This is a genomic window from Mesorhizobium sp. WSM4817, from assembly GCF_055811135.1.
This window is the reverse complement of the sequence record NZ_JBVVQQ010000066.1, coordinates 1-6,484: the sequence shown is the minus strand read 5'-3', so window position 1 is coordinate 6,484 and position 6,484 is coordinate 1. Positions and strand designations below refer to the sequence as shown.

Below are 6,484 nucleotides of genomic sequence, written 5' to 3'. Positions count from 1 at the left end.
TCCGACGCGCGTATGGATCAGCTACCGTCGGCAGTCGATCGGTGAACGTTCGTCGTGCGCATTCCCCATGTGCACATACTTCGCTTTCACTGGCTGCTCCGTGTAACCTCTTGGGTGGTCGAGCTACTAGTCGAGGATTGCGCCAAGCTATCCGCATACCTGCCATTACCTCCAGGGTCGCGTCCGAAGTGCCCGAAACGCGGTCGAGCAAATGAGTATTAACGTACGCTTCTGTCGTTGATTGCACCACATCGGGAAGTTAGGAAGACGGATGCTTGAAAAGGAGAATTTGCTTTGGCCGACGAGACTTTCAATCTGATCGAACTGACCGCCGACATCGTTTCCGCCTACGTCAGTAAGAACGCGGTACCGGTCGCTTCAATGCCGGAACTGATTTCCATCGTGAATTCGTCACTTTCGAAAATTGGCCAGCCGATAGAACCCGAGAAGCCGGCCCAAGATCCAGCAGTCAATCCGAAGAGGTCAGTGTTTCCCGACTACATTATTTGCCTCGAGGACGGAAAGAAATTCAAATCCCTGAAGCGTCATCTCGGCGTCCATTACGGACTCACTCCGGATGAATACCGCGAGAAGTGGGGATTACGGGCGGACTACCCTATGGTAGCGCCGAACTATTCGGCTTCGCGGTCGGAATTAGCCAAGTCTATGGGTCTTGGTCGGAAGGCCCCTGCCAAGCCTGCAAAAAAGTCGCCACGGCAGAAGGCTCGCCAATAGCTTGAGATTTGAGGCGACTGAGAGAGGACATCGATGGAAAGGGGTTCACGCTTATTTGCCGCAGCTTTCCGCAGTTTTGCGCTAGCCGCCCTCCTTCCCGTGACGGTGGCTCGCGCCGATTGGCAATTCACCAGATGGGGGCAGTCGCCAGACGACGTTTTGAAATCGAGCAAGATCGCATTGAGCCAATCGACGCCGGAGGACCAAGCCGGGCAGGCCGAACCGAAGGCAAAGTGGCTCGGTAGTAGAAGCCATTTCTTCCAGCATGGATGTAGTTGCCGCGAGGTCCGCTTCCGACCCTGAGTCCCGGCATGCCTACTGATGCTCCGATTCCGGATTTCGACAAATTGAAACGGAACGGTCCGACTGAAACCGATTTTCGAATATAGAATCCCACGATACGCCCCCCGGCACTCGTTTCTAATAACATTGACTTCTAACTGTTTAGACAAAGATCCTTCAACTGATATTTCTCGGAAATCTCTCGGATCGACTATATGGCTCGCATCCGATTTTTGTTGTTCTCCAATTTTTCTCCCAAGTCCACCCAGGGGTGCTGTGGGCCAGCGCGGAATTTTCTCCAGACCTCGCCTGACTCAGCTGCACTCGCACCCTTGGGAAGGTCGACAAGAAAAGGCATAAATCATTCTGCTGCAGGGCGTTCCAGCACGACTGGAACACGGCTCTGCACTGCGTGACCGCAGAAATGCGCGATCTAGATCGCCTTATCAAAGCCGATTTAAGAGAAAACCAATGACCTGCCGGTAGGCGTGTCCCGAAAGGAACAACGCTTGGCCCATGCTACCTAGCGCGCTCAAGAAGCTCGCGGGTCAGGCCCTCGTAGATATCGCCGATCGTCGGACCATGGGTCACGGACTGTTCGGCGAGGATGGCAGCTTCTTTCTCCTGAAGCTGCTCGAGGAATTCGGCGAACGATGTGATCATAAGGATTAGATATCCGATCCGGTCCATAGTCGGTCGTCGCAGTACGTCGTTTCGCCGGGGGCGCCGGGCAAAAAACAGAAGGTCTATATATGGGAAAATCTCATCTGCATCACATCATGAAACGTTCAGGCCTCGCGATTTCCGACACCATTCCGCCGATGGATCAAGCAACTACTACCGGAAGAGAGCCCTGGAAGCCCGGTCGTCGGCGCCAAAAACAGGAATTGCGGCGCTTTACTGCTTTGTGCGAACGCCGGCTTGATTGCTCGGCGCTGATCGCGACCAGAATGAGGTCTAGTCTGACAAACGACACGATGGGGTCATCCGATGTGGTTCGACGAGTTACCTGGTAGATCATGGGCAAGCCTCTGGTCGGGTTACATATCATGCAGCGGGGACTGCGCAGGAATTAGGAAGATTGATGCGCCCTGCCCGGCTTGTGGTGCCGACCCATTCGACACCTCGCCTCAGATCACGAGAATAAACGGCCAACAGATGATCATCCATCCGGCATTCGCAGGCGCCGAAGGTCGCTATGAGGATCACATTTATCTGCAGATGCTGCAGCGTGAGTGGGAACGTCCGGTCGCTGAATTTGAACAGTTTTCACATTTTGCCGATGCTGAGCGCCCATCCGCTCGGGCGGCGCTGGTCCTGCTGTTCTGGGGCTACTTCGAGACTCGTATCGAGAGGCTTCACAGAACTGCCATGCGTGCCCTCCCACAACGTGTCTTAGACGACGAGCTTCGGCGTCACTCTGGAATTGGGAGCCGCCTCTACGACCTCTACAAGATATTCTTCAGGACGAATTATTTCGACGACCTTCGCATCAATGGGTTTCCCGTAGTTGCAGATCTACTTAAGGACATCCACGAACGCAGAAACGCGTTCGCTCATGGAAGGCCCCAGGCAATCAATGATTTGACGGTGAATGCCCTCGTCGAAAATCTCAAAGCTGAGCACGATGCCTGGATCGCAGTGTACAACAGCCGCGTGATATCCTGAGATGGTCGAAGCACTTCCCACGATTGATCGTGCGTTCCTGAGCGTCCTTGTGCGCGGCGCGGAATTGACGTTCGATAACGCGGCGAATACACAATCAGAGCATTCTGCTCTGAGATCAGCAAAAGGGCGCTGATTCGGTCAACGACATTCTTGATATTAACTCGGGCGAGATCGACCCGCGTTTTCGTATCCATGACGGCGATTGCGGCGATCGCGTTGCGAGGTCCGATCAAATCGACACCGGCATAACTTGCTCAATGCGATATCTCTTCTCGAACTCCCGGAGCACCATTTCAAGCGTTGCCTCAAAAGCACCCTGATCGAACATCATCGATTTATTGGCCTCATGCAGATACCGCCAGTCGATGAAGGCATCTTTGTGCTGATACAGAATCTGACGGATGCTGTAGTCGATGTAGAGACCGTTGGGATGGTAGGGAGCCACTGATCTCTTGAACTCCGCTTCAAGTTTCTTCGGGCTTTAGGTCGTCAAACAGCTTCATCAGGTCGTGCGATTTGGTAGTTTTTGGATCGTCGTGGTCGAAAACGAACCACGCTTTGAGTGCCAACTCCATCGAAAGTGCCAGGAGCATCGGCTCAACACCGATATGTTCGCGTTCGCTCAGGTCTTCATGATCTCCGAAACCCTTGGTTGGAAAGCTCTGAGTCTTTCGTAAAATCGCCTTTGCGGCTTCGCCGATCCTGATGACTGTCGATAGGCGAGCACTCATTAGAGACCCTCTAGATAATACGTACCGACTTTGTGGTCTGAGCTCAGCCATTGCAAGAAGGCTATCATCTGAGCGATGCCGGGAGCGGAGGCCGTCCACCTCATCAGGTCACTGGCAATATTGCTACCGGGATGAACTCGCGCGCGTGCGGATGCTCGCCCTGCCTCACCATGGCTCGGACAAGAATTCCAATGCTCCCCTTCAGGCGCTTTGCCCCGACGCCACCCTCGTCACGCATGTCCGCACAGGAAGTAAAAAACACCCAGGCGACGCGGTGGTCGCGGCCGCCGGAGATCGACTAGTGATGGTGACCGAGGAGATTGGCTCGACCGTTACGATGTCCTACACGGCCTACGACGCGAAATAAGCGGTCGAGTCTTCCCGTGGACGACGGGCGAGTGCCGACGATATCTTCTCGCCTTCGACCTTTGCGTTGGGCATGATGCCAGCCTTGGCTGCGTAACCCCACAGATCGGAATACCAACGAGCCGTTGTGGGCGAGCTGGCGCGCCATGATCGCTTTGGCTCGAGTCAAACCGTAAGGTGGATTAAGCTAGCGAGCCCGATTGCAGAGCGGGTGTTACGCAGGTCCCCGTCGATAGAGTTGAACCGAGAATGCCGTCTTACCTAGTCGAAAGCCGGGGCTACTTCTGGCAGTCTGAGTTGGTGGTGCCTAATACACATTTCGCGCACCCCACCAGCGTCCCGGGCATGCTGCGGGTGTCCGAGACCGGTCGCATCGACCTGGAACTGGACGCCCCACTCGGGGGGCCCGGTCCCGTGGATCGTGTTTCGCGGCTGTTTCGCCAGGGTCCAGTTGATGGCAGCGTGGCGGGGGTCCTCACCGGGACAGACGAGCGGGTGTGGCTCGGAGGACTGACCACGAACGGTGGCAACACCCATATGGACGGACCATCCACCGAAGCCTACCTCGCCAGCCAATGTCTCATCTCTAGCGAGCGGTTCAAGGGGGACAAAGACTTGCGGTTCTCGAGACTCGAGATACCTCTCGACGGTCTTGAGGATTGGCTTCTTTTGAGGGGCATAAAGATCGCGAAGACGTCGCGGACCGTCACGGCCACTTACGGGAAATCCGCTGCGCAACGCTGGAGCATGGACGGGCAAACGCTCGAGTTGGCCCGCTGGATTGACGGCCCTTATTCTCCCAAGATGCGCCGAGTGGCCTGGCAGGAACGGGCATCGTTGCGCCTGCTGCGGTCAGAGCGGTCGCTGACTATCGAAGATGCCGTCAATCTGACGTGGAAAATAGAAGACCTGCTGATTTTGCTGACCAACAGCAATCGAGGTGTGCCGTTCCCCATCCTCCGCCGGACCCGGCGTGGCGCCCCTGTCCGGCTCTACTACCGTCGCATACCGCGCGGACCGGAGCCGGTGATATGGGATAAGTGTTTCGCCACCTTCGGCCTATGCCGGGATACACTAGGTGCGGTGCTCGAGACATGGCTAGCGCACTATGACCGGTTCGGCCCCGGCGCGCATCTGTATCTCGGCAACCGGCGGGGTCAAGTGAAATACCCAGAGCACCGCTTTGCGAGTCTCGTGTGGGGTTTGGAGGCACTGCATCGCACGCTCTATCCCGCACCCGAGGCCCATCCGAAGCTCGCAGCCAAGGTGAAGCGCATATTAGACGGGATCGAAAGGAAAAAGGATCGCGACTGGGCTGAGCGGATGCTGCCTCAGAGTGACGAACCGTCGCTTGCCACCAGGATCGCTCAACTTGTCGGAACCCTGCCTCTTGAGTTCCAACCTGGGCAGTTGAAAAACTTCGCTGAACGATGCGCAGGGCGGCGCAATGACGTCTCCCACTTCGGCGGCCGACGGGAATCCGACGGCGATTACGAAGCCTTTGTTGACGACATCCAGCGGCTGAGTTCGGCGCTGAGCCTCCTCTATCATGCGTTGCTTCTCCATCTCGCCGGATTGCCGAGCCCGCTCGTCCGGCGCCGGTTCGTCGACGGACACAACGCCTATGCCGCCGTTCGCGTGCTTGAGGAGGCCGGCCTGACTCTGCTGAGCGATGAGACCGCTACCGCTGACGAGGGGAACCAGGCGATTTCCTGATAGCGAGATGTTTGAAAGTTGCCGATCCCCGGCAGCTTGTGGTGAAAAAAAGCCCGGCGATCCAATTCGAAGCTCGGCCCACCCTTTGTGCCAAGGTGCCAAGGCGTTGCCCAAGGAGGCGAAAAGTGTCCTTGCCCACTGGCGCGTACGCTGAAGCTCTACGGGATGCGATCGGTCTATGACGAGATCACGGGCGTCGCCATCAAGCGGCAGCACGAGCCGCCGAGGATCGTCGGCGATCTGCTGCAGGCCGAGATATCGGAGAAGCAGGCGCGCTCCATCAAATACCAGTTCACCGTCGCCAAGCTGCCGCTGGCGAAAGACATCGACGACTTCGACTTCACCGGGACGCCAGTCAACGAGAGTCTGATCCGTGATCTCGCCGGCGGCGCCTTCGTTGCCGATCAGCGCAACGTCGTCCTGGTCGGCGGCACCGGCACGGGCAAGTCGCATCTGGCGATCGCCATTGCCCGGGCACTGATCCGCAATGGTGCACGCGGGCGCTTCTTCAATGTCGTCGACCTGGTCAACAGGCTCGAGACCGAGACCCGTGCCGGCTGACAGGAACGTATCGCCGACCATCTCACTCGGCTCGACTTCGTCGTGTTCGATGAACTCGGCTATCTTCCTTCGCCCAGGCCGGCGGGCAGTTGCTCTTCCATCTCGTCTCCAAGCTCTACGAGCGCACCAGCGTCATCATCACCACCAATCTCGCCTTCGGCGAATGGCCGAGCGATGACCACCGCGCTGCTCGATCGCCTTACGCACCACTGTGAGATCGTCGAGACCGGAAACGAATCCTGGCGCTTCAAGAGCCGCTCTCAAAGCTAAAGCCGAAAAGCCAATCAGCCGCGCCCGATCAGGCTGTGCAACCCCGACCAGCTCCGGCTGATCGGGCGCTCATCGGCGTGCCCTTCACCGCCCCAACACCGGGGTCCCTTTTGCGCGAAAATGCGGGGTCCCGATTCCACGGTCATTGACAGACT

Annotated in this window: 8 protein-coding genes and 1 pseudogene; 5 read left to right on the top strand and 4 right to left on the bottom strand. The window is 57.2% G+C overall.

Going from position 1 to position 6,484, the window contains the following annotated elements; translation table 11 throughout:
• Positions 1 to 294: 294 nt before the first annotated feature.
• Entirely contained in the window at positions 295 to 735 is a 441-nt protein-coding gene (locus AC0L2K_RS34560) for a Ros/MucR family transcriptional regulator (RefSeq protein ID WP_473533603.1), read from the top strand.
• A gap of 127 nt (positions 736 to 862) precedes the next feature.
• Here the strand turns inward: AC0L2K_RS34560 and AC0L2K_RS34555 are convergent, their stop codons facing one another.
• Together AC0L2K_RS34555 and AC0L2K_RS34550 are read right to left on the bottom strand one after the other, a co-directional pair.
• Entirely contained in the window at positions 863 to 1,165 is a 303-nt protein-coding gene (locus tag AC0L2K_RS34555) for a DUF4236 domain-containing protein (RefSeq protein WP_473533602.1), read from the bottom strand.
• Positions 1,166 to 1,536: 371 nt separating this feature from the next.
• Complete coding sequence (locus AC0L2K_RS34550; protein ID WP_473533601.1) at positions 1,537 to 1,680, bottom strand: hypothetical protein; 144 nt, start codon at positions 1,678 to 1,680, stop codon at positions 1,537 to 1,539.
• A gap of 495 nt (positions 1,681 to 2,175) precedes the next feature.
• On the opposite strand from AC0L2K_RS34550, the gene AC0L2K_RS34545 reads away from it, so the two are divergent.
• Positions 2,176 to 2,685: a hypothetical protein gene (locus tag AC0L2K_RS34545; RefSeq protein WP_473533600.1), complete on the top strand. Its 510-nt coding sequence runs from the start codon at positions 2,176 to 2,178 to the stop codon at positions 2,683 to 2,685.
• A 229-nt stretch (positions 2,686 to 2,914) separates the two neighbouring features.
• Here AC0L2K_RS34545 and AC0L2K_RS34540 read toward each other — a convergent pair whose 3' ends face one another.
• Together AC0L2K_RS34540 and AC0L2K_RS34535 are read right to left on the bottom strand one after the other, a co-directional pair.
• Complete coding sequence (locus tag AC0L2K_RS34540) at positions 2,915 to 3,130, bottom strand: hypothetical protein (RefSeq protein WP_473533599.1); 216 nt, start codon at positions 3,128 to 3,130, stop codon at positions 2,915 to 2,917.
• A 19-nt stretch (positions 3,131 to 3,149) separates the two neighbouring features.
• Entirely contained in the window at positions 3,150 to 3,416 is a 267-nt protein-coding gene (locus tag AC0L2K_RS34535; protein WP_473533598.1) for a hypothetical protein, read from the bottom strand.
• A gap of 145 nt (positions 3,417 to 3,561) precedes the next feature.
• On the opposite strand from AC0L2K_RS34535, the gene AC0L2K_RS34530 reads away from it, so the two are divergent.
• The 3 genes and pseudogenes from AC0L2K_RS34530 (at position 3,562) to istB (ending at position 6,329) form a co-directional block, all read left to right on the top strand.
• The gene (locus AC0L2K_RS34530) at positions 3,562 to 3,783 is read left to right on the top strand and encodes a hypothetical protein (RefSeq protein WP_473533597.1); all 222 of its coding nucleotides are present in this window, start codon (positions 3,562 to 3,564) and stop codon (positions 3,781 to 3,783) included.
• Positions 3,784 to 4,031: 248 nt separating this feature from the next.
• Complete coding sequence (locus tag AC0L2K_RS34525; protein ID WP_473533596.1) at positions 4,032 to 5,498, top strand: ApeA N-terminal domain 1-containing protein; 1,467 nt, start codon at positions 4,032 to 4,034, stop codon at positions 5,496 to 5,498.
• A 165-nt stretch (positions 5,499 to 5,663) separates the two neighbouring features.
• Positions 5,664 to 6,329 (top strand): annotated as a pseudogene (istB, locus tag AC0L2K_RS34520) (IS21-like element helper ATPase IstB).
• The last annotated feature ends 155 nt before the right edge of the window (positions 6,330 to 6,484 follow it).